A 24,681-nucleotide genomic window follows, 5' to 3' on the forward strand; every position below is an offset into this window, starting at 1 on the left:
TCCAACAAGTCTCCAAGTCCGCTCCAAGACGCTCTTAAGAACCCCGCGCTACGGTGAGGCGACATGCATCAGAAGATCACACAGGAGACTTGAGGACTTTTCACCGGCCGCTCGGAACACCACTGGGTGAAGAGGCTTCGGGGAGCCTGTTTCGCCGCATGCCGGTAACCGAAGGGTGGGGGAATCCGCTCAGTGGCACGCCTGGTACCTCGAAAAATCCAATGGCCCTCCATTGGCGATGAACCGATGAATTCAGCTGCGCGTGTTTTCCGGGTGACGGGGGACGGTCGATGACTAATTCCGAGGAAAATCGAGCCACGGCGTACGGCCGGCCCGCGGACCTGGTCGCGGTCATCGGCAGCTCCGGCGGATTTCCCGGCGCACCGCACCCCGCGTCTCCGGCCCCCGGCACACCACGGGGCGACGAGGACCAACGGGCCGGCGGCGAGGACCCGGCGGCGGACGGCACCGGGCACCGGACACCGGGCGACCGGGCCCCCCGCACCCCCGGCGACGGCGACCGGTACACCGAGGACCGCTTCGAGGCCGCCTTCTTCGGCCTGAGCGACGCGGAGGCCGCGGCCGCCACCCCCGGCGCGCGGCTCGCCACCGAACTGGGCTGGACCGCCCTGGAACACGCCGGCCTGATACCCCGGCAGATCACGCCGGAGCGGACGGTCCTGCACATCGGCGCGGCGGAACCCGGCGCCACTGACCTCCTCGGCCGCGTCCTCGGCACCCCCGCCCCCGCCGGCATCACGGGCCCGTCCATGACGGACGCCGTCACCCGGGCGGTCCGGGACCTGCTGGACCACCGCGCCGACCTGGCCTCTCGCCGGCGCCGTCCACCCCGCCCCCGGCACCACCGCCTCCTGCGGGACCGCCCCCGGCACCGGGCCGGGCGCTCCCGGCCGCCGCCGCGACGACGCCCGGCGAGAACGGCACGGTCGGCCACCCCCGCGGCGCCGGCGGCGCGCTGCTGGTCCTCAAACGCCTCGCCGACGCGGTGCGCGACGGCGACCGCGTCTCCTGCGTGCTGCGGCCCGCCGGCCCCGGCACCACCCCCGGGGCGACCGCGCCCGCCGGCCCCGCCACCGAGGTGACCGCCTGGACGGAGGCGGTGCGGCGGGCGGCACCCGACCGGTCCCGGACGCAGCTGGGCCCGCTGCTCCTGCTGCCCTACCCCGGCTCCGCCCCGGACCCGGGCGCACCCGTCCCCGGCACCGGACGGCCCGAAACCCCGGGGACCGCCGTGCCCTGGGTGCTCACCGCCCGTACCGAGGAGGCGCTGGCCGCCCAGGCCGACCGCCTGCTCGGCCACCTCACCGCCCGCCCCGACCTGACCGCCCAGGACATCGGTCTGGCCCTGGCCACCACCCGCACCCGGTTCGAGCGGCGCGCCGTGCTGCCGGCCGCGGACCGTGACACGCGAATGGCCGGGCTGCGCGCCCTCGCCGCCGGCGAGCCCGGACCCGAGGTCGTCCACGGCACCGCCCACGACGGCCACCGGGTGGTCTTCGTCTTCCCGGGCCAGGGCTCCGAGTGGCAGGGCATGGCCCTGGACCTGATGGCCTCCGCCACGGTCTTCCGGGAACACCTGCACACCTGCGCCGACATCATCGCCCGGCACACCGGCTGGTCACTGCTGGACGTGCTGCGCGGCGCGCCCGGCGCGCCCCCGCTGGAACGCCCCGAGATCGTCCAGCCGGCCCTGGTGGCGGTGATGACCTCCCTGGCGGCCCTGTGGCGCTCCTGCGGCGTGGAGCCCGACGCGGTGGTCGGCACCTCCATGGGCGAGATCGCCGCCGCCCACGTCTGCGGCGCCCTCTCCCTGGAGGACGCCCTCGCCCTGGTCATCCGGTGGAGCGCCGCCCAGGGGCTGTTGTTCGCCCAGGGCGACCTCGCCTCCGTCATGCTGCCCCGGGACGAGCTGGAGACGGAGCTGGCCCGCTGGGGCGACCGGCTGGCCGTCGCCGGCGTCAACGGCCCCCGGGCCACCCTCGTCTCCGGGGAGGCCGACGCCGTCCAGGAACTGATCGCCCACTTCACGGCCCGAGGCGTACGCGCCCGGCGGACCGCCGTGCGGGTGCCGGTGCATTCCCGCCTCATCAAGCGGATCGAGGACGATCTGCTGGAGGCCGCCGCCCCGTTCCCCGGCCGTCCGTCGGACGTTCCGTTCCACTCCACCGTCACCGGGCGCAGACTGGACACCGCCGGACTCGACGCCGGGTACTGGAACGCCAACCTCCAGGGCGAGATCCGCTTCGACGAGGCGGTCCGCGCCCTGCTGGCCGACGGGTACACCACCTTCGTCGAGATGAGCCCGCACCCTCTGCTCACCGTGGGCGTCCAGGAGACCGCCGAGCGCGCCGCCGCTGACCGGACGACGGTCGTCGTCGGCTCCCTCCGCCGCGACCAGGGCGGCCTGGACCGCTTCCTCACCGCCACCGCCGAACTCCACGTACGCGGGGTGCCGGTCGACTGGACCGCCCTCTGCCCGGCCCCGGGGGACCGGCGGGCCGAACTGCCGACCTACCCGTTCCACGTCCCCGCACCCGGACCCGGTGCCCCGGCCGCCACGGCCGGCCCGCGGCTGCCCCTGGGCCGCCGGCTTGCCGCCGTCCCGGAGGCCGAACAGCGGCGCCTGCTGACGGAACTGGTGCGCACCCAGGTCACCGCGCTGCGCGGCCCCGCCGCGACGGGCGCCTTCGCGGCCCACCGGTCCTTCCGCGACCTCGGCTTCGACTCGGTCACCGCGGTCGAACTGCGCAACCGCCTCAACGCGGCGACCGGCCTGGACGCACCGTCCGCGCTCGTCTTCGACCACCCCACCCCGGCCGCGCTCGTGGACCATCTCCGCCGGACCCTGCTGGGGCTGCCCGGCCCCGGCCACATCGAGGCCGGCACCGCCCCGGCGGCCCCCGCGGCGGACGGCGAACCGATCGCCGTCGTCTCGATCGCCTGCCGGTTCCCCGGCGACGTCCGCGGCCCCGAGGACCTGTGGCGCCTGGTCGCCGAGGAACGGGAGGCGATCACCGGCTTCCCCACGGACCGCGGCTGGGACACCGACGGCCTCTACGACCCCGAACCGGGCGTCCCCGGCCGTACCTACGTCCGCCACGGCGCCTTCGTGCCCGACGCCGACCGGTTCGACGCGGCCCTGTTCGGCATCAGCCCGCGCGAGGCACTCGCCATGGACCCGCAGCAGCGGCTGCTGCTGGAGACCGCGTGGGAGGCCTTCGAACGGGCGGGCATCGACCCGACCGGCCGCCGCGGCAGCCGCACCGGCGTCTTCATCGGCGGCATGGCCCAGGACTACGGCTCGCCCATGGACCGGCCGGCCCCGGGATCCGACGGTCATCTGCTGACCGGCACCACCGTCAGCGTCCTGTCCGGCCGGCTCTCCTACGTCCTCGGACTGGAGGGCCCGGCGATCACCGTGGACACCGCCTGCTCCTCCTCCCTCACCGCGCTCCACCTGGCGTGCCAGGCACTGCGCCGCGGCGAGTGCTCGACGGCGCTGGCCGGCGGGGTGGCGGTGATGGCGACCCCCGGCATGTTCGTGGAGTTCTCCCGGCAGCGCGGACTGGCCCCCGACGGCCGCTGCAAGCCGTTCGCGGCGGCGGCGGACGGCACCTCCTGGGGCGAGGGCGCCGGCATCCTGCTGCTGGAGAAGCTGTCCGACGCCCGCCGCCACGGCCACCGGGTGCTCGCCGTCATCCGGGGCTCGGCGCTCAACCAGGACGGCGCCTCCAACGGGCTGAGCGCCCCCAACGGCCCCTCCCAGCAACGGCTGGTCCTCCAGGCGCTCGCCGACGCACGCCTCACCGCGGCCGACGTGGACGTGGTGGAGGCGCACGGGACGGGGACGAAGCTGGGTGATCCGATCGAGGCGCAGGCGCTGCTGGCCACCTACGGCCAGGGGCGGCCGGACGACCGTCCGCTGTGGCTGGGCTCGGTGAAGTCCAACATCGGGCACACCCAGGCCGCCGCCGGCATCGCCGGTGTGATCAAGATGGTGATGGCGCTGCGCCACGGCGTCCTCCCGCGCACCCTGCACGTGGACGAGCCCACCCCGCACGTGGACTGGTCGGCGGGTGCGGTGCGGCTGCTGACCGAGGCGCGGGAATGGCCGGCGGGTGACCGGCCGCGCCGGGCCGGTGTCTCGGCCTTCGGCATCAGCGGCACCAACGCCCACCTCATCCTGGAGGAGGCGCCCGCCGAGGAGACCACCGGCGAGGTGCCCGCGTCCGGCGACGACCCGGAGGGGGAGCGGGAGGTACCGGGCGGCGTGGTGCCGTGGATCGTGTCGGGCCGGGACGAGCGGGCGCTGCGGGCGCAGGCGGAGCGGCTGGCGGCGTTCGTTGTGGAGTCGCCCGATGCGGGTGTGGCGGAGGTGGCGCGGTCGCTGGTGGTCTCCCGTGCGGCACTGGAGCACCGCGCGGTGGTGATCGGCTCCGACCGTGCGGAGCTGCTGTCGGGCCTGCGGGCGGTGGCGCGGGGCGAGACCCCGGCGGGAACCGCGACCGGCCGGGCCGCGGCCACCGGCAACCCGGTGTTCGTCTTCCCCGGTCAGGGGTCGCAGTGGGTGGGTATGGCGGTGGAGTTGCTGGACGCGGGTGGGGTGTTCGCCGAGGCCCTGGCCGAGTGCGCCGAGGCGTTGGCGGAGTTCGTGGAGTGGCGCCTGGAGGACGTGCTGCGGGGTGCGGCGAGCGCTCCGGGGTTGGGGCGGGTGGATGTGGTGCAGCCGGTGTTGTGGGCGGTGATGGTGTCGTTGGCGCGGGTGTGGCGGTCGGTGGGGGTGGAGCCGGCTGCGGTGGTGGGGCATTCGCAGGGGGAGATCGCGGCGGCGTGTGTGGCGGGTGCGTTGTCGGTGCGGGATGCGGCGCGGGTGGTGGCGCTGCGGTCCAAGGCGCTGCTGGAGATCGCCGGCGACGGCGGCATGGCGTCGGTACCGCTGCCCGTGGTCGAGGTGGAGAAGGCGCTGACCGCCGCCGGGCTGGAGGGCCGGCTGTCGGTGGCCGCCCTCAACGGCCCGTCCTCGACGGTGGTGGCCGGTGACGCGGCGGCGATCGAGGGCATCGTGGCCGACCTGGTGGCCCGGGAGGTGCGGGCGAAGAAGATCCCGGTGGACTACGCCTCCCATTCGTCCCATGTGGAAGCGATCCGGGAGCGGTTGCTCGCCGATCTGGTGGACATCCGCCCGGTCGCCGCGCAGGTGCCGTTCCACTCCACCGTCACCGGTGAACTGCTGGACACGACCGGTCTGGACGCGGAGTACTGGTACACCAACCTGCGGCAGCCGGTGCGTTTCGAGCCGGTGGTGCGTGGTCTGCTCGCCGACGGGCTGGGCGGGTTCATCGAGTGCACCCCGCACCAGGTGCTGACCGTGGCCGTCGAGGAGACCGCCGAGGACGCCGGAGCCACCGCCGTCGTGGTCGGCTCGCTGCGCCGGGACGAGGGCGGTCCGCGGCGGATGCTCACCTCCCTGGCCCAGGCGTATGCCCGCGGCGTCGACGTGGACTGGACGGCGCTGCTCCCGCAGATCCCGCGGCGGGACCTGCCGGACCTGCCCACCTACGCCTTCCAGCGGGAGCGGTTCTGGGTGGGGCGGTCGGTGGGTGCGGGTGATGTGCGGTCGGTGGGGTTGTCGGTGACGGGGCATGCGTGGGTGGGTGCGGGTGTGGTGCTGGCGGAGGGGATGGGGGTGGTGCTGGCGGGTCGGTTGTCGGTGGAGTCGCAGGGTTGGCTGGCCGATCACGCGGTGTGGGGGTTCGGTGCTGGTGCCGGGACGGGGTTGGTGGAGCTGGCGTTGCGGGCGGGTGGTGAGGTGGGGTGTGGCCGGGTGGAGGAGCTGACGCTCCAGGCGCCGTTGGTGCTGCCCGAGGTGGGGGGCGTGCAGGTGCAGGTGCGGGTGGGTGGCCCGGACGGGTCCGGCCACCGCACCGTCACCATCCACTCCCGCCCGGAACCCGCCGGACCGGCCCCGGACCGTACCGGTGCGGCGGGGGACGAGGGCGAGCCGTGGACCCGGCACGCCGAGGGCGTCCTGACGCCCGTCACCGAGGAGGCGCCGGCGTCCGCCGTCCCCGCCTCGCCGTGGCCCCCGCCGGGCGCCGAGGCCGTCGCCCTGGACGGACACTACGAGCGCCTCGCCGAGGTCGGCTTCACCTACGGGCCGGTCTTCCAGGGATTGCGCGCCATGTGGCGGCGCGGCGACGAGGTGTACGCCGAGATCCGCCTGCCGCAGGAGCAGCACGCCGACGCCGACCGCTTCGGCATCCATCCGGCGCTCTTCGACGCCGCCCTCCACACCGTCCTGCTGCTCGACGGGGCGGACCAGGTCCGGCTGCCGTTCGCCTGGAGCGACGTCACCGTGCTCCCCGGCACCACCACCGCGCTCCGGGCCCGGCTGACCGCCGACGGGGACACGCTCTCCCTCACCGCGACCGACGGCACGGGCCGCCCGGTGCTCACGGTCGGCTCGCTCACCCTGCGCCGGACCACCCCCGGCCGGCTGGCGGCGGCCGGCAGCCGGACCGCCGACGCCCTGCACCACCTGGAGTGGGTGGACCCGCCCGCGGCCCCCGGCGACCGGCCGGCTACGCCCCCGACCGCGGCCCTGGCCGGCCCCGACCACCTGTGCCGCGCCGACGACCTCGGCGCCCCCGGGCCGGTCCGGTACGCCGACCTCATGGCGCTGACCGAGGCGGTCGCCGCCGGCACCGCCGCCCCCGACGTGGTGGTCATGGCCGTCCCGGCGGCACCGGACGCGGCTTACGCCCAGGAGCCGGCCGGCGACGGCACCGTGCCCGCCGTGTACGACACCGGGCGGCGCGCCCTGGCGCTGGTGCAGTCCTGGCTGACCGACGAGCGGTACGCGGGCTCCCGCCTGGTCCTGCTCACCGGCGGCGCGGTCACCGCCGAGGCCGGGGACCCGGCACCCGACCCGGCCCAGGCGGCCGTCTGGGGCCTGGTCCGCTCGGCCCAGACCGAACACCCCGGACGGCTGGTCCTGGTGGACACCGACGGCGCCGCCGCCTCCTCGGCGGCCCTGCTCGCGGCGCTCGCCACCGACGAGCCCCAGCTGGCCGTGCGCGCCGGGCGGGTACGCGCCGCCCGGCTCGTCCGGACGGCGTCCGCGACCGCGGAGGCCGCCCCCGGCACGGCCGGTCCCGGCGGGGCCGCGGCCACCGAGCCGCCCGCCTTCGGCGGCGACGGCACCGTCCTGGTCACCGGCGGCACCGGCGTCCTCGGCCGGCTGATCACCCGCCACCTGGTGGCGCGGCACGGGGTGCGGAACCTGCTGCTGCTCAGCCGCAGCGGCACCGCCGCGGACGGCGTCGCCGAGCAGACCGCCGAACTCACCGCGCTGGGCGCCCACGTCACCGTCGCCGCGTGCGACGCCGCGGACCGCGACGCCCTCGCCGCGGTGCTCGCCGCCATCCCCGCCGACCACCCGCTCACCGGCGTGGTGCACGCCGCCGGGGTGCTGGACGACGGGGTGATCGGATCGCTCACCCCAGAACGCCTCGCCCGGGTGTTCCGGCCCAAGGTGGACGCGGCCTGGAACCTGCACCGGCTGACCCGCGACGCCGGACTGACCGCCTTCGTGCTGTTCTCCTCGGCCGCCGGGGTGCTCGGCAACGCGGGGCAGGCCGGCTACGCCGCGGCCAACACCTTCCTCGACGCGCTGGCGGAACTCCGCCGCTCGGCGGGGCTGCCCGCCACCTCCCTCGCCTGGGGCCTGTGGGCGCAGGCCAGCGGCATGACCCAGCACCTCGGCACCGCCGACGTGCGGCGGCTCGGACGGACCGGACTGCTGCCCATGGAGAGTGACCAGGGCCTCGCGCTCCTCGACGCCGCCCTCGCCACCGGCCGGCCGGTGCTGATGCCCGCCCGGCTCGACACCGCCGGCATGCGGCAGCGCGGCGAGGTCCCGCCGCTGCTGCGCGGCCTGGTCCGGGTACCGCAGCGCCCCGCCACCGCCGAGGACCCGGCGGACGCCCTGCGGGAACGGCTGGCCGGGCGGCCCGACGCCGAACGGGAACGGGTGCTGCTGGACCTCACCCGCGGCCACCTCGCCGCGGTGCTCGGCCACGCCACGCCCGAGGCGATCGTCCCCGACCGCGGCCTGCTCGACCTCGGCCTGGACTCGCTCACCGCACTGGAGTTCCGCAACCGGCTCGGCGCCGCCACCGGCCTGCGGCTGTCCCCCACCCTCATCTTCGACCACCCCACCCCCACCGCGGTCGCCGGCCACCTGCACGGCCGGCTCTTCACCGACGGCCCGGCAGAGCCCGCGACGGCGGACGGCGAGGGCACACCGGCACCCGACGAGGCGGAGTTCCGCGCCGCCCTGGCCACCATCCCGCTCGCCCGCTTCCAGCAGGCCGGACTGGTCGAAACGCTGCTGCGGCTGGCCGGACCCGGCACCGGGGAACCGGCCGGCGCGGAGGCCGGCGAGGACGGCGAACCCGGCGAGTCCCTGGACTCCATGGACCTGGCCGACCTGGTCCGCGTAGCACTCGGCGACAACTGACCCTCACCCTTGACCTCAGGTTCGGAGTTGTTGATGACCACCAGCAGTGAAGATGTCGTCAGGGCGCTGCGGACCTCCCTCAAGGAGGTGGAGCAGCTACGGCAGCAGAACCGCAAGCTGGCCGCGGCCGCGTCGGAACCCATCGCCATCATCGGCATGGCCTGCCGCTACCCCGGGAACGTCGGCTCCCCCGAGGACCTGTGGCGCCTCGTCGCCGCCGGGAGCGACGTCATCACGCCGTTCCCCACCGACCGCGGCTGGGACGTGGAGAACCTCTACGACCCCGACCCCGACGCGCTGGGCAAGAGCTACGTCCGCGAGGGCGGCTTCCTGAACGACGCCGCCCTCTTCGACGCCGACTTCTTCGGCATCAACCCGCGCGAGGCCGCGGCCATGCACCCCCAGCAGCGGCTGCTGCTGGAGACCTCCTGGGAGGCCTTCGAACGCGCCGGGATCGACCCCGCCTCCGTCCGCGGCTCCCGGACCGGCGTCTTCGCCGGAGTGATGCACCAGGACTACGCCGCCCGCGTCCGCCGCGTCCCGGACGAGCTGGAGGGCTATGTGCTCACCGGCGACTCCGGCAGCGTGGTCTCCGGCCGCGTCGCCTACGCCCTCGGCCTCGAAGGCCCCGCCCTCACCATCGACACCGCCTGCTCCTCCTCCCTGGTCGCCCTCCACCTCGCCGCCCAGGCACTGCGCCAGGGCGAGTGCACCCTCGCCCTGGCCGGCGGCGTCACCGTCATGACCGGCCCCATCGGCTTCGTGGAGTTCTCCCGGCAGGGCGGGCTCTCCCGCGACGGCCGCTGCAAGTCCTTCGCCGCCCGGGCCGACGGCACCGGCTGGGCCGAGGGCGCCGGCGTCCTCCTCGTCGAGAAGCTGAGCGACGCCCGGCGCAACGGCCACCGCGTCCTGGCCGTGGTGCGCGGCTCCGCGGTGAACCAGGACGGCGGCAGCAGCGGATTCTCCGCCCCCAACGGCCCCGCCCAGCAGCGCGCCATCCGCCAGGCACTGGCCGGCGCCGGGCTCGCGCCGGGGGACGTGGACGCGGTGGAGGCGCACGGGACGGGGACGAAGCTGGGCGACCCGATCGAGGCGCAGGCACTGCTGGCCACCTACGGCCAGGACCGCCCGGACGGCCGTCCGCTCTGGCTGGGCTCGCTGAAGTCCAACATCGGCCACGCCCAGGCCGCCGCCGGCGTCGGCGGTGTGATCAAGATGGTGATGGCGCTGCGCCACGGTGTGCTGCCCCGGACGTTGCACGTGGACGAGCCGAGCCCGCACGTGGACTGGTCGGCGGGCGCGGTTCAGCTGCTGACCGAGGAGCGGCCGTGGCCGGAGACCGGCCGGCCGCGCCGCGCCGCGGTCTCCTCCTTCGGGGTCAGCGGCACCAACGCCCATGTGATCCTCGAACAGGCCCCGGCCGAGGAGACCACGTCCGGCACGGTCCCGGCCGAAGCTCCCGGTGGTGTGGTGCCGTGGGTGGTGTCGGGCCGTGGTGCGGAGGCGTTGCGGGCGCAGGCCGGCCGGCTGGCGGAGGCGGTGGCCGGCTCCGAGCGGTGGGGCGTGGCGGAGGTGGCGCGGTCGCTGGTGGTTTCGCGGGCGGCGCTGGAGCACCGGGCGGTGGTGATCGGTTCGGACCGTGCGGAGCTGCTGTCGGGCCTGCAAGCCGTTGCCGCGGGGGAGACCGCGGGCGCTTCCCAGGTGGTGGTGGGGGAGCGGACCGGCCGTCGTCAGGCGGTGTTCGTCTTCCCCGGTCAGGGGTCGCAGTGGGTGGGTATGGCGGTGGAGTTGCTGGATGCCGGTGGGGTGTTCGCGGAGGCGTTGGCGGAGTGTGGTGAGGCGTTGTCGGAGTTCGTGGAGTGGCGTCTGGAGGATGTGTTGCGGGGTGTGGTGGGTGCGCCGGGTTGGGGCGGGTGGATGTGGTGCAGCCGGTGTTGTGGGCGGTGATGGTGTCGTTGGCGCGGGGTGTGGCGGTCGGTGGGGGTGGAGCCGGCTGCGGTGGTGGGGCATTCGCAGGGGGAGATCGCGGCGGCGTGTGTGGCGGGTGCGTTGTCGGTGCGGGATGCGGCGCGGGTGGTGGCGCTGCGGTCCAAGGCACTGCTGGAGATCGCCGGCGACGGCGGCATGGCGTCGATCCCGCTGCCCGTGGTCGAGGTGGAGAAGCTGCTGGGTACCGGTGCGTGGGCGGGCCGGCTGTCGGTGGCCGCGCTGAACGGCCCGTCCTCGACGGTGGTGGCCGGGGATGCCGAGGCGATCGAGGGCATCGTGGCCGACCTGGTGGCCCGGGAGGTGCGGGCGAAGAAGATCCCGGTGGACTACGCCTCCCATTCGTCCCATGTGGAAGCGATCCGGGAGCGGCTGCTGACGGACCTGGCGGACATCCGCCCGGTCGCCGCGCAGGTGCCGTTCCACTCCACCGTCACCGGTGAACTGCTGGACACGACCGGGCTGGACGCGGAGTACTGGTACACCAACCTGCGGCAGCCGGTGCGCTTCGAGCCGGTGGTGCGTGGTCTGCTCGCCGACGGGCTGGGCGGGTTCATCGAGTGCACCCCGCACCCGGTGCTGACCGTGGCCGTCGAGGAGACCGCCGAGGACACCGGAGCCACCGCCGTCGTGGTCGGCTCGCTGCGCCGGGACGAGGGCGGCCCGCGACGGATGCTCACCTCCCTGGCCCAGGCCTACGCCCGCGGCGTCGACGTGGACTGGACGGCGCTGCTCCCGCAGATCCCGCGGCGGGACCTGCCGGACCTGCCCACCTACGCCTTCCAGCACCAGCGGTACTGGATCGAGGAGGCCGCCTCCGACCCCGCCGGTACCGCGGCGACCACGGCCGACCCCCGGGAGACCGGGTTCTGGGTCGCGGTGGAGAACGCCGACGGCACCGCCCTGGCCCGGACCCTCCGCATCGAGGACGACGACCGGCGGGCGTCCCTCGACTCCCTGCTGCCCTTGCTGTCGTCGTGGCGCAAGCAGAGCCGCGAGGAGTCGGTCATCGACGGCTGGCGCTACCGCATCGCCTGGAAGCCGGTGACCGAGACCCCGGGGCCCGGCCTCTCCGGCACCTGGGTGATCGCCGTACCGCACGGCCACACCGACACCCCGTGGGTCACCACCGCCCGGCAGGCGCTCACCGACCGCGGCGCGCACACCGTCACCCTGGAACTCGCCGCGGCGGACGCCGACCGGACCGTGATCGCCGCCCGCCTGCACGACTTGCTCGGCGAGTCGCCCGACGCCCCGCCGGCCACCCCCTCCGGTGTGCTCTCGCTCCTCGGCCTGGACGAGGAACCCCACCCCGGGCACCCCGCACTGGCCACCGGCGTCGCCCTCAACCTCACCCTCGCCCAGGCACTGGCCGACACCGACCTGCGGACCCCGCTGTGGTGCGCCACCCGCGGCGCGGTCGCCACCGGACCGTCCGAACACCTCGCCGGCGCCGTCCAGGCGCAGATCTGGGGCATGGGCCGGGTCATCGCCCTGGAGCACCCGCACCACTGGGGCGGCCTCGTCGACCTGCCCGAACACGCCGACGGGACCGCCGCGGCACGGCTGTGCCGGGTACTGGCCGGCCTCGACGGCGAGGACCAGATGGCCATCCGCCCGGCCGGGCTCTACGCCCGGCGCATGGTCGCCGCGCCCCTCGCCGGCACCCGGCCGGTGCGGAACTGGCGCCCGCGGGGCACCGTCCTGGTCACCGGTGCCACCGGAAGCCTGGGGCCCCGGATCGCCCGCTGGCTGGCCGGCGCCGGCGCCGAACACCTGGTCCTGGTCAGCCGCTCCGGACCGGACGCACCGGGTGCGGCGGAGCTGGAGGCCGAGCTCACCGCGGCGGGCGCCCGGGTCACCCTCGCCGCCTGCGACATCTCCGACCGCGACGCCGTCGCCGCCCTGCTCGGCGGCCTCACCGCGGCGGGCGACACCGTGAACGCGGTGCTGCACACCGCCGCGTACATCGAACTCGGACCGGTCGCCGGGACCTCCCTCGACGGATTCGCCGCGGTCCTGGGCGCCAAGGTCTCCGGCGCCCGGCACCTGGCCGACCTGCTCGACCCCGAGGCGCTCGACGCCTTCGTGATGTTCTCCTCCATCGCCGGGGTGTGGGGCAGCGGCGACCACCTCGCGTACGCCGCCGCCAACGCCGGCCTGGACGCCCTCGCCCAACACGGCCGCGCCCGCGGCCTGCCCATGACCTCCGTCGCCTGGGGGGTGTGGGAGGACGCCCTGAAGACCTGGGAGCAGCTGGGCGGACTCGACGTCGCCGAGCGGCAGCGCCGGGTCCGCGGCCAGGGCCTGCCGCTGATGCCGCACACCTCGGCGATCGCCGCCCTCCAGCAGAGCCTGGACCACGACGAGACCTTCGTCGCCGTGGCCGACATCGACTGGGAGCCCTTCGTCTCGCTCTTCACCGCGATGCGCCCCAGCCGGCTCCTCGACGACATCCCCGAGGCCCGCCGCTTCCTGGACCCCGCCGCGGCCGCCCCCCGGCGCACCGGCGCCGAGGACGGACCCGCCGGCAACGAGCTGCGGCAGCGGCTGGCGGAACTCCCCGAGGCCGGCCGGCGGCGGGCCCTGCTGGACCTGGTGGTCGCCCACGCGGCGGCCGTCCTCGGCCGCCAGGCGGCCACCATCGGCCACGAACGGGCCTTCAAGGAGCTGGGGTTCGAGTCGATGACGGCGGTCGAGCTGCGCAACCGGCTCGCCACCGCCACCGGACTGAAGCTCCCCGCCACCCTGGTCTTCGACCACCCGAACCCGCTGGCCCTCGTCGACCACCTGCTGGGCGAACTGCGGCTGTCCGGCGGATCCACCGCGGCGGTGGCCACCCCCGCCGCCGCCCCGGCCGGGCCGCCCGCCGACGACGAACCCATCGCCGTCGTCAGCATGGCCTGCCGCTTCCCCGGCGGCATCGAGACCCCCGAGGACCTGTGGCGGCTGCTCGCCGACGGCGGGGACGCGGTCACCGCGTTCCCCGAGGACCGCGGCTGGAACACCGCCGAACTGTTCGACCCCGACCCGGGCCGCAAGGGCCGCAGCTACGTCCGCGAGGGCGGCTTCCTCACCGGCGTCGACCGGTTCGACGCCGAATTCTTCGGCATCAGCCCCCGCGAGGCCATCGCCATGGACCCCCAGCAGCGGCTGCTGCTGGAGACCTCCTGGGAGGCGTTCGAACGAGCCGGCATCAACCCCGCCGGCCTCCGCGGCAGCCGTACCGGCACCTTCGTCGGCGCGATGACCCACGGGTACGGGGTGGAGGCGCACGAGGCGCCCGAGGCCATCGAGGACTACGTGGTGACCGGAAGTGTCACCAGCGTGATCTCCGGCCGCGTCGCGTACGCGCTCGGACTGGAGGGCCCGGCGATCACCGTGGACACCGCCTGCTCCTCCTCCCTCACCGCGCTCCACCTGGCGTGCCAGGCCCTGCGCAACGGGGAGTGCGTCACCGCCATCGCCGGCGGCGCGGTGGTGATGCCCACCCCCGGCGCGTTCATCGGCTTCAGCCGGCTGCGCTCCCTCGCCGTCGACGGACGGTGCAAGGCGTTCTCCGACGACGCCGACGGGTTCGGTCTCGCCGAGGGTGTCGGCGTGGTCCTGCTGGAGAAGCTCTCCGACGCCCGGCGCCACGGCCACCGGGTGCTCGCCGTCATCCGGGGCTCGGCGCTCAACCAGGACGGTGCCTCCAACGGCCTCACCGCCCCCAACGGCCCCTCCCAGCAGCGGGTGATCCGCGACGCGCTCGCCAACGCCCGGCTCACCCCCGCGGACATCGACGTGGTGGAGGCGCACGGGACGGGGACGAAGCTGGGCGATCCGATCGAGGCCCAGGCGCTGCTGGCCACCTACGGCCGGGACCGCCCGGACGACCGTCCGCTGTGGCTGGGCTCGCTGAAGTCCAACATCGGCCACACCCAGGCGACCGCCGGCATCGCCGGCGTCATCAAGATGGTGCTGGCGCTGCGGCACGGCACCCTGCCCCGCACCCTCCACGTCTCCCGGCCGAGCACCCATGTGGACTGGTCGGCCGGCGCGGTGCGGCTGCTGACCGAGGCGCGGGAATGGCCGGCGGGTGACCGGCCGCGCCGGGCTGGTGTCTCGGCCTTCGGCATCAGCGGTACCAACGCCCACCTCATCCTGGAGGAGGCCCCGGCCGATGCCGCCCCCGACGACGCGGTGACGGAGGTCCGGCAGGCGCCGGGTGGGGTGGTGCCGTGGGTGGTGTCGGGCCGTGGCGCGGAGGCGCTGCGGGCACAGGCCGACCGGCTGGCGGCGTTCGTGACCCAGTCGCCCGATGCGGGTGTGGCGGAGGTGGCGCGTTCGCTGGTGGTCTCGCGGGCGGCGCTGGAGCACCGGGCGGTGGTGATCGGTTCGGACCGTGCGGAGCTGCTGTCGGGCCTGCAAGCCGTTGCCGCGGGGGAGACCGCGGGCGCTTCCCAGGTGGTGGTGGGGGAGCGGACCGGACGTCGTCAGGCGGTGTTCGTCTTCCCCGGTCAGGGGTCGCAGTGGGTGGGTATGGCGGTGGAGTTGCTGGATGCGGGTGGGGTGTTCGCGGAGGCCCTGGCCGAGTGTGGTGAGGCGTTGGCGGAGTTCGTGGAGTGGCGCCTGGAGGATGTGCTGCGGGGTGCGGCGAGCGCTCCGGGGTTGGGGGCGGGTGGATGTGGTGCAGCCGGTGTTGTGGGCGGTGATGGTGTCGTTGGCGCGGGTGTGGCGGTCGGTGGGGGTGGAGCCGGCTGCGGTGGTGGGGCATTCGCAGGGGGAGATCGCGGCGGCGTGTGTGGCGGGTGCGTTGTCGGTGCGGGATGCGGCGCGGGTGGTGGCGCTGCGGTCCAAGGCACTGCTGGAGATCGCCGGCGACGGCGGCATGGCATCGATACCGCTGCCCGTCGCGCAGGTGGAGAGGCTGGCGGCCACCGGCCCGTGGGCGGGCCGGTTGTCGGTGGCCGCACTGAACGGCCCGTCCTCGACGGTGGTGGCCGGGGATGCGGCGGCGGTCGACGGCATCGTGGCCGACCTGGTCGCCCGGGGGATACGGGCCAAGCGCATACCGGTGGACTACGCCTCGCACTCCGCGCACGTGGAAGCGATCCGGGAGCGGCTGCTGGCGGACCTGGCGGACATCCGTCCGGTCGCCGCGCAGGTGCCGTTCCACTCCACGGTCACCGGCGAGCTGCTGGACACCACGCGGCTGGACGCGGAGTACTGGTACACCAACCTGCGGCAGCCGGTCCGCTTCGAACCGGTCGTCCGGGCGCTGCTCACCGAGGCCCATGACGCGTTCATCGAGTGCACCCCGCACCAGGTGCTCACCGTCGCCGTCGAGGAGACCGCCGAGGACGCGGGCGCCACCGGCGTCGTCGTGGTGGGGTCGCTGCGCCGTGGGGAGGGCGGTCCGCGGCGGATGCTCATCTCCCTCGCGCAGGCCTACGCCCGGGGCGTCGATGTGGACTGGACGGCGCTGCTGCCGGAGGTTCCGCGCCACGGGCTTCCCGAGTTGCCGACGTACGCCTTCCAGCGGGAGCGGTTCTGGGTGGGGCGGTCGGTGGGTGCGGGTGATGTGCGGTCGGTGGGGTTGTCGGTGACGGGGCATGCGTGGGTGGGTGCGGGTGTGGTGCTGGCGGAGGGGGATGGGGTGGTGCTGGCGGGTCGGTTGTCGGTGGAGTCGCAGGGTTGGCTGGCCGATCATGCGGTGTGGGGTTCGGTGCTGGTGCCGGGGACGGGGTTGGTGGAGCTGGCGTTGCGGGCGGGTGGTGAGGTGGGGTGTGGCCGGGTGGAGGAGCTGACGCTTCAGGCGCCGTTGGTGCTTCCCGAGGTGGGGGGTGTGCAGGTGCAGGTGCGGGTGGGCGGCCCCGACGGGTCCGGCCACCGCACCGTCACCATCCACTCCCGGCCCGACCAGGACACCGCCGGCCCCCTGCCGGCCCCCTGGACCTGCCACGCCACCGGCACGCTCACCGGCCCCGCCACCGAACCGGGGTGGGACCTGGCGGGCACCTGGCCGCCCGCCGGAGCCACCCCGGCCGACCCGGACGGACTCTACGAGCGGCTCCGCGGCGACGGGCTGGAGTACGGGCCGGCCTTCCAGGGCCTGCACGCCGCCTGGCGGCGCGGCGACGAGGTGTACGCCGAGATCCGCCTGCCCGAGGACCGGCACGCCGACACCGACCGCTTCGGCATCCACCCCGCGCTGCTCGATGCCGCCCTGCACTCCTGCCTGCTCGACGGCATGGCCGAGGTCGTCCTGCCCTTCTCCTGGACCGGGGTGGAGCTGTACGCCACCGGTGCCACCGCCGTCCGGGTCGCGATGGCGCGCACCCCGGACGGGTGGTCGCTGCGGCTCGCCGACCCCACCGGGGCACCGGTCGCGGCGGTCGGCACCCTGGTGGCCCGACCGGTCCGCCCCGAGCAGCTGCGGGCCGCCGCCGGCCGCCGGGACGCGCTGTTCCACCTGGACTGGACGCCGGTCGCCGCGGGCGCCACCGGTCCGGCCGCCGCGGGCTGGGCGCTGCTCGGTGACGACCGCCTCGGCCTCGGGGCGGCCCTCGACGGCACACCGGCCGGCGAACCGCCGGCACCCTTCCCCGGCCTCGACGCCCTCGCCGGGGCGATCGACCGCGGCGAGACGCCGGCCCCCGGCCACGTCCTGCTGCCCTGGGCCCCGCCGCCCGGAGCGGCGGACACCGCCGAGGACGTCCACCGGTCGGTGACGGCCGCGGTGTCGCTGCTCCGGTCCTGGCTCGCCGACCCGCGCTGGGAGTCCGCGCGGCTGGTGTGGGTCACCCGCGGCGCCGTCACCGCCACGGACACCGACCCGGTGACCGACCTGGCGGGCGCGGCGGTCTGGGGCGCGGTGCGCTCCGCCCAGGCCGAACACCCCGGCCGGTTCCTGCTGCTCGACCTGGACGCCGACGACGCCTCCGCCCGGGCGCTGCCCGCCGCGGTGGCCGCCGCGGAACCGCAGACCGCGATCCGCGCCGGACGCCCGCTCGCCCCGCGGCTGGCCCGGTCCCCCGGCGCCCCCGGGGACGCACCGGCGCTGCCGGCGGGACCCGGCACCGTCCTGGTCACCGGCGGCACCGGCACCCTCGGCGCCCTGGTGGCCCGGCACCTGGTCACCCGGCACGGCGTACGGGACCTGCTGCTGCTCAGCCGCCGCGGTCCGGACGCCGCGGGGGCGGCGGAGCTGGTCGCCGAACTCGACGCGCTGGGCGCCCGTACCACGGTGGCCGCCTGTGACGCGGCCGACCGGGACGCCCTCGCCGCGGTGCTCGCCGCCATCCCCGCCGACCGCCCGCTCACCGGCGTGGTGCACGCCGCCGGGGTGCTGGACGACGGCGTGCTCACCTCGCTCACCCCGGACCGGATACGCGCGGTGCTGCGCCCCAAGGTGGACGCGGCCCGGAACCTCCACGAGCTGACCCGGGACGCCGGCCCGCGGCTGTTCGTCCTGTTCTCTGCGGCGGGCGGCATCCTCGGCAACGCCGGCCAGGCCAACTACGCGGCGGCCAACGGCTACCTGGACGCCCTGGCCCACCACCGCCGGTCCCAGGGACTGCCCGCAACCTCCCTGGCCTGGGGCCTGTGGGCCGACGCGAGCGGGATGACCGGCGGCCTGGACGAGGCGGACCGGCTGCGGATGCGCCGCTCCGGGGTGCTGCCGATGTCCGCGGCCGAAGCCCTCGACCTGTTCGACGCGGCCCTGGCCCAGGACCGTCCGCTGGTGCTGCCGGTCCGGCTCGACCTCACCGGTCCCGACGACGGGACGCGCTCCCCGCTGCTGCGCGGGCTCGCGACCGACGCCGCACCCCGGCGCGCCGCCCGGACCGCCGCCGCACCGCAGGCCGCCCCCGGCGACCTGCGCGACCGGCTGGCCGCCCTGCCCAGGGCGGAGCGGGAGCACGCGCTGGCGGACCTGATCCGCGACCACATCGCCGCCGTCCTCGGGTACGCCTCGCCCGACGCGGTCGATCTGGGCCGGGGCTTCCTGGAGTCCGGCTTCGACTCGCTGCGCGCCGTGGAACTGCGCAACCGGCTCGCGACCGCCACCGGCCTGCGGCTGCCCGCCACCCTCGTCTTCGACCACCCCACCCCGGCCGCCCTCGCCGACCTGCTCCGCACCGAACTGCTGGGCGGCGGCGACCGGGACCACGCGGCGGCACCGGCCGGCCCGGCGGCCCCGGACGACCAGGTGATGCCGGCCGGCTTCGAGGCCCTGGAGGCGGAGGTGCGGGCCATCGCCGCCGACGACCCGCGCCGCGAACAGCTCGCCGCCCGCCTGCACACCCTCCTCACCGACCTGGGCGCGGCGCCCGGCCCGGGCGGCCCGCAACGGGCCGCGGACACCGGCGAGGCGGCCGGCGCCGGCGGCGCCGACGAGGTGGAAGCCGCGACGCTGGACGAGATGCTCGCCATCGTCGATGAGGAACTACGGAACTCCTGAACTCCTGAACCCGTCGGGACCGGACTTGCGTCGTGCGGAAGGGCACAACTGACAATGACCAGTGACCAGAAGGTTCTCGACACCCTCAAGCGCCTCACGGTGGACCTGCGCCGCACCCGCCAGCGGCTGAAGGAGACCGAGGACCGGGCGCGCGAGCCGATCGCCATCGTCGGCATGGCGTGCCGCTACCCCGGCGACGTCCGCTCCCCCGAGGACCTGTGGCGGCTGCTGGCGGACGGCACGGACGCCATCTCCCCGTTCCCCGCCAACCGCGGCTGGGACGAGGACCTCTACGACCCCGACCCGGCCCGGCCCGGCCACGTCACCGTGCGGGAGGGCGGCTTCCTGCACGACGCGGACCTGTTCGACGCCGAGTTCTTCGGCATCGGCAGCCGCGAGGCTCTGGCCATGGACCCGCAGCAGCGGCTGCTGCTGGAGACCTCCTGGGAGGCGTGCGAACGCGCCGGCATCGACCCCGGGTCGCTGCGCGGCAGCGGTACCGGCGTCTTCGCCGGACTCATCGGCCAGGACTACGCCGCCCGGCTGCGCCAAGCCCCGCACGACCTGGAGGGCTACCTGGGCAACGGCAGCACCGGCAGCGTCGCCTCCGGCCGGGTCGCCTACGCCCTGGGCCTGGAGGGGCCCGCGGTCACCATCGACACCGCCTGCTCCTCCTCCCTGGTCGCCCTCCACCTGGCGTGCCGCTCACTGCGCCAGGACGAGTGCTCGCTGGCGCTGGCCGGCGGCGTCACGGTGATGGCGTCCCCGCTGGCCCTGGTGGAGTTCAGCCGGCAGCGCGGACTGTCCGGCCGCGCCCGCTGCATGGCCTTCGCAGAACAGGCCGACGGCACCGCGCTCGGCGAGGGCGCGGGCATGCTGCTGCTGGAGCGGCTGTCGGACGCGCGCCGCAACGGCCACCGGGTGCTCGCGGTGATCCGGGGCAGCGCCGTCAACCAGGACGGGGCCAGCAGCGGCCTGACCGCCCCCAGCGGCCCCGCGCAGGCCCGCGTCATCCGCCGGGCCCTGGACGACGCCGGACTCACCCCGGCGGACGTGGACGCGGTGGAGGCGCACGGCACCGGAACCTCCCTCGGCGACCCCATCGAGGCCCAGGCACTGCTGGCCACCTACGGCCGCGGCCGCCCGGCCGGCCGGCCGCTGCGGCTGGGCTCGGTGAAGTCCAACATCGGGCACGCCCAGGCGGCGGCCGGTGTCGCCGGCGTCATCAAGATGGTGCTGGCGATCCGGCACGGCCTGCTGCCGCGCACCCTGCACATCGACGCGCCCACCTCCCGGGTGGACTGGTCGGCGGGCGCGGTTCAGCTGCTGACCGAGGAACAGCCGTGGCCGCGGACCGGCCGGCCGCGCCGCGCCGCGGTCTCCTCCTTCGGGGTCAGCGGCACCAACGCCCACCTGGTCCTCGAAGAGGCCCCCGCCGAACCGCCCGCCGAAACCCCCCGCCGCCCCTGAAGCGCCCGCCACCGCCGCCCGCCCGCCCGTACCCGGGCTCGTACCGTGGCCGCTGTCGGCACGCACCGAGGCCGCGCTGCGCGAACAGGCCGACCGGCTCCACGCCCGCCTCACCGGTGACCGGCCCGGGCCCGCCGCGACCGAGGTGGGCGCCGCCCTCGCGCTGACCCGCACCGCCTTCGAGCACCGGGCCGTCGTCCTCGGCGAGGACCGCGACACCCTGCTGGCCGGCCTGGCCGCGCTCGCCGCCGGCCGGTCCGCCCCCGGCGTCCGGCAGGGCCTGGCCCGGCCCCGGGGACGGGTGACCCTGGTGATCCCCGGGCCCGACACCGGCTGGCGGGAGGCCGCCGCCGAACTGCTGGACAGCGCGCCGGTCTTCGCCCGGCGGATGGCCGAGTGCGCCGACGCCCTCACCGCCGCCGGGGCCGGGTGGTCCCTGCCCGACGTGATCCGCGCGGCCCCCGGCGCCCCGGCGGCCGACCACCCGGACGTCCGCCACGCCGCCCACTGGGCGGTGGCCCTCTCCCTGGTGGCGCTCTGGGAGGGGTACGGGCTGCGGCCCGCCGCGGTCGTCGGCCACGGCGGCGGGCAGCTCGCCGCGCTCTGCGCGGCCGGCGCGCTGTCCCCGGCCGACGCCGCCGCGCTGCTCACCTCCGGCGGAACCCGGCAGGTCACCCCGCGCACCCCCGAACTGCCCTGCTACTCCACCACCGAGGACGGCCCGGTGGACGCCACCGGGCCGGACCCCGCCCACTGGTGCGAGGACCGGCCCGCCGGGCGCCTGGACCGGACCGTCGCCGTCCTGGCGGAGCGCGGCCACCGGGTGTACGTCGAGATCGCCGCCGCCCCCGTGGCGGACGGCGTCCACCGCGCCGTGGCGGCCCACCCCGACCGGGAGGTGCTCGCCGTGCCCGCCGCCGGGACCGTGCCGGGGGACACCCCCGCGGCGGACCCGGCCGGCACCCCCGCGGCCCCGGCCGCCGCCCGCCCGCTCGACCGGGTGCTGGACGCGCTGGCCCGCCTGCACGTCCACGGCGTCCCGGTGGACTGGTCCGCGGTCTTCCCGGCCGGCCCCGCCCACCCGGTGGACCTGCCCACCTACCCGTTCCAGCGGCAGCGGTTCTGGCTCGACAACCCGCCCGCCGACACCGGGGTGGGCGCCGCCGGCCTGGATCCGGCAGGCCACCCGCTGCTGGGCGCCCTGGTGGAACTCCCGGACACCGGTGGCCTGCTGTGCACCGGCGTGCTCTCGGTCCGCACCCACCCCTGGCTCGCCGACCACACCGTCGCCGGCCGCGTCCTGCTGCCCGGCACCGCGTACCTGGAACTGGCGCTGTGGGCCGGCGCGCGCACCGGCTGCGGCCTGCTGGAGGACCTCACCCTGCACACCCCGCTGGTCCTCCCCGGCCCGGACGCCCCCGCCGACGGCGTGCGCGTCCGGCTGGCGGTCGGCGGCCCGGACGCCTCCGGACGCCGCCGGATCACCCTGGAGTCGCGGCCGGCGGCCGGCCACGGCACCCCGCCGTGGACCCGGCACGTCACCGGCACCCTCGCCGCGGACGCCGCCCCGGCCGCCTTCGACCTGATGGACTGGCCGCCGGAGGACGCCGAACCGGTCCCGGTGGCGGAGCTGTACCGGCGGGCCGACGCCCGCGGCTTCGGCTACGGCCCCGCGTTCCGCGGCCTGCGCGCGGTCTGGCGCCACGGCACCGAGGTCTTCGCCGAGGTCGCGCTCGACCCGGCGGCGGGACAGCCGGAGGCCGGCCCCCGGTTCTCCCTCCACCCCGCGCTGCTCGACGCGGCGGTCCAGGCGCTCGGCGCCGCGCCGCCGGGCGGCCCCGACGACACCCGGATGCCGTTCTCCTGGCAGGGCGTGGCGGTGCACGCCACCGGCACCCCCGGCCTCCGCGTCCGGCTGACGCCGGCCGGCCCGGACGGGGTCACGATACGGATCGCCGACGCCGCCGGCGCGCCCGTGGCGTCCGTCGAACGGCTGCTGCTGCGGCAGGCTGCCGGCGGACCGCGGCGGACCGGACCCGCGGACCTGCGCTCCGGCACCCTGCTGCGCACCCGGTGGCGGCCCGCCCCGGACACCGGCGCCCGGCCGGGCCGGGTCGCCGTACTGGACGGGCCGTCCGGCGACCCGCAGGCCCACTCCCAGGCCGCCCTCTCGGCGGTCCTCACCGACGACGCCGCCACCCGCCCGGACACGGTGTTCGCCCTGGCCGGTCCGGTCGCCGTCGACGGGGCAGCGGGCCCCGACCGAGCCGGCGCCGCCCCCACCACCGGTGACGTCCCCGGGGAGGTGCGCGCCGCCACCACCGCCGTACTGCGGCTGCTGCAGGCCTGGCTGGCGGACCCGCGCACCGGCGCCACCCGGCTGGTAGTGGTCACCCGCGGTGCGGTGGCCACCGAGGGGGACGAGGCCGTGGACCTGGCCGGCGCCGCCGTGTGGGGGCTGGTCCGGGCCGCCCAGGCCGAACACCCCGACCGCTTCGCCCTGCTCGACCTGGAGACCGGCGGCCCCGAACCGGCGGCGGTCCTGGCGGCCGCGGACGGCCGGCCCCACGACCCCGGCGCCGGCTCCGGTGCCGGGGCGCGGTGGGCCGCCGCGCTGGCCTCGGGCGAGCCGCAGCTCGCCGTGCGCCGGGGGGACGCGCTCGTACCCGGCCTGGAGCCGGCCCCGGCCGGGCCGGCCCTGGAGTCCCGTCCGGCCGCCGCGACGGCCGGCGCCCCCGGCGCGCCGGACCGCACCACCACCCCGGACCCGGCCCCGTCCCCGGACCCGGAAGGCACCGTTCTGATCACCGGCGGCACCGGCACCCTCGGCGCCGCCGTCGCCCGCCACCTCGTCACCGAACACGGCGCCCGGCACCTGCTGCTGGTCAGCCGCCGGGGCGACCGGGCGCCCGGCGCCGCCGGACTCGTGGCCGACCTGACCGCGCTCGGCGCCCGGGTCACCGTCACCGCCTGCGACATCTCCGACCGGGCCGCGCTCGCCGCGGTGCTGGACGCGGTCCCCGCCGCGCACCCGCTCACCACCGTGGTGCACACCGCGGGGGTGGCCGACGACGGGCTGCTCCCCGCCCTGACGCCCGAACGGATCGACACCGTGCTGCGCCCCAAGGCCGACGCCGCCTGGCATCTGCACGAACTCACCCGCGACCGGCCCGCCGTCACCACGTTCGTGCTCTTCTCCTCCGCCGCCGGCACCCTCGGCTCACCCGGCCAGGCCAACTACGCCGCCGCCAACGCCTTCCTGGACGCCCTGGCGCGGCACCGCCGCGCCCGGGGGCTGCCCGCCCACTCCCTCGCCTGGGGCCTGTGGGAGGAACGCAGCGCGCTGACCGGCGCGCTGGACGACGCCGACCTGGCCCGCTTCGCCCGCAGCGGCGTACTGCCGCTGCCCACCGCGACCGCCCTGGCCCTGCTCGACGCCGCCCGTACCACGGCGGAACCGGCCCTGGTCCCGCTCCGGCTGGACACCTCGGCCCTGCGCGGCCCGGCCGCCGGCCACCGCGCCCCCGCGCTGCTGCGCGACCTGGCCGGCACCGGACCCGCCGGGCCCGCCGACACCGCCGGGACGGGGACGGCCACCCGAGCCGACCGCGCCGGGACCACCGGCGGCACCACACGGCTGGGCGACCGGCTGGCCGCCATGGACGACGAACAGCGCCGGCGCGTCCTGCTCGACCTGGTGCGCACCCACGGGGCGGCCGTGCTCGGCCAGACCGAGCCGCCCCGCATCGACCCCGAGAAGGGCTTCCTCGACCTGGGGTTCGACTCGCTCGCCGACCTGGAACTGCGCGACCGGCTCCAGGAGATCACCGGCCTGGAGCTGGCCGCCACCCTCATCTTCGACCACCCCACCGCGCTCGCCCTCGCCGATCACCTGTGCGAGCAGTACGCCGTGGACGACACCGTGCGGCTGGGCCCCGCGCTGGAGGAACTGGACCGGCTGGAGACCTTCCTGACCCCGTTCGCCGCCGACGAGGAGGCGCGGAGCACCATCGCCCTGCGCCTGGCGGACCTCCTCACCCGCTGGGGCGGCGAGGCCCGCGCCACCCTCGGCCCGGGGACCGGCTCCCCGGACGCCCCCGCCGGACGCGCCGACCTCGCCTCGGCCACCGACGACGAGTTGTTCGACCTGCTCGAAGACCTGCGCGCCGGAGGCGGCGACACCCCGCCCGCCCCGCCCGCCCCGTCCGACCCGCACGGCCGTTAGGAGCTGCTG

Annotated in this window: 4 protein-coding genes and 3 pseudogenes; all 7 read left to right on the forward strand. The window is 76.5% G+C overall.

What is annotated here, in order from left to right:
- Positions 1 to 290 precede the first annotated feature (290 nt).
- Positions 291 to 1,103, forward strand: coding sequence for a beta-ketoacyl synthase N-terminal-like domain-containing protein (locus IHE55_RS29390; protein WP_197992456.1), 813 nt, complete (start codon positions 291 to 293; stop codon positions 1,101 to 1,103).
- Positions 1,007 to 8,542 carry a type I polyketide synthase gene (locus IHE55_RS29395; RefSeq protein WP_197992457.1) on the forward strand — a complete coding sequence of 2,512 codons (7,536 nt, stop codon included), beginning with the start codon at positions 1,007 to 1,009 and terminating at the stop codon, positions 8,540 to 8,542. Before IHE55_RS29390 ends, IHE55_RS29395 begins: the two co-directional genes overlap by 97 nt.
- Before the next feature lie 33 nt (positions 8,543 to 8,575).
- Positions 8,576 to 8,629: pseudogene (locus tag IHE55_RS33550) on the forward strand (hypothetical protein); the annotation flags it as partial.
- 69 nt (positions 8,630 to 8,698) lie between these two features.
- A pseudogene (locus IHE55_RS33555) lies at positions 8,699 to 12,703 on the forward strand (type I polyketide synthase); the annotation flags it as partial.
- Positions 12,704 to 13,123: 420 nt separating this feature from the next.
- A pseudogene (locus IHE55_RS33490) lies at positions 13,124 to 18,977 on the forward strand (type I polyketide synthase); the annotation flags it as partial.
- Positions 18,978 to 19,031: 54 nt separating this feature from the next.
- The gene (locus tag IHE55_RS33495; RefSeq protein WP_232266975.1) at positions 19,032 to 20,447 is read left to right on the forward strand and encodes a type I polyketide synthase; all 1,416 of its coding nucleotides are present in this window, start codon (positions 19,032 to 19,034) and stop codon (positions 20,445 to 20,447) included.
- A gap of 145 nt (positions 20,448 to 20,592) precedes the next feature.
- Positions 20,593 to 24,672 (forward strand): type I polyketide synthase, encoded by a 4,080-nt coding sequence (locus tag IHE55_RS32020; RefSeq protein WP_307826936.1) that lies wholly within the window; start codon positions 20,593 to 20,595, stop codon positions 24,670 to 24,672.
- Positions 24,673 to 24,681: the final 9 nt, after the last annotated feature.

This window comes from Streptomyces pactum (assembly GCF_016031615.1).
GTDB lineage: Bacteria > Actinomycetota > Actinomycetes > Streptomycetales > Streptomycetaceae > Streptomyces > Streptomyces pactus.